Here is a 294-nt window from a genome sequence, read left to right as displayed (position 1 = left end):
CACTTTCTTTCGGGATTCCGGGCAAAACGCGGGTAAACATATCCCAAATAAATGTCGCCGGCAGAGGAAACTCAATATTGGCTGCAATGCTAAATTGTTGTGCCAGTTGCATTTGTAGCCACTGCGCCATACCAGGGCTTTGAACTAACACGACTTCTTGCTGGAAAGGGTTATCCAACGGTTCTCTTTCTATCAGTGCCGTCGTCAGCGCTTTGAGTAAATCCAATTGATTAGAATGATAAACCGTGAACATTGTGACTCCCTTGAGACCCGATGGAAAATATCCACCAATAA

The 294-nt window shown here is 44.9% G+C and carries 1 protein-coding gene; it reads right to left on the bottom strand.

Features of this window, described 5'->3' with window-relative positions; all coding sequences use genetic code 11:
- The coding region (locus YALDO0001_RS22620) for an exodeoxyribonuclease V subunit gamma (protein WP_004705868.1) at positions 1-253 on the bottom strand (253 nt) is incomplete at its 3' end.
- Between the last annotated feature and the right edge of the window lie 41 nt (positions 254-294).

This window comes from Yersinia aldovae ATCC 35236, from assembly GCF_000173735.1.
Taxonomy (GTDB): domain Bacteria; phylum Pseudomonadota; class Gammaproteobacteria; order Enterobacterales; family Enterobacteriaceae; genus Yersinia; species Yersinia aldovae.
This window is presented reverse-complemented; position numbering and strand designations above follow the sequence as displayed.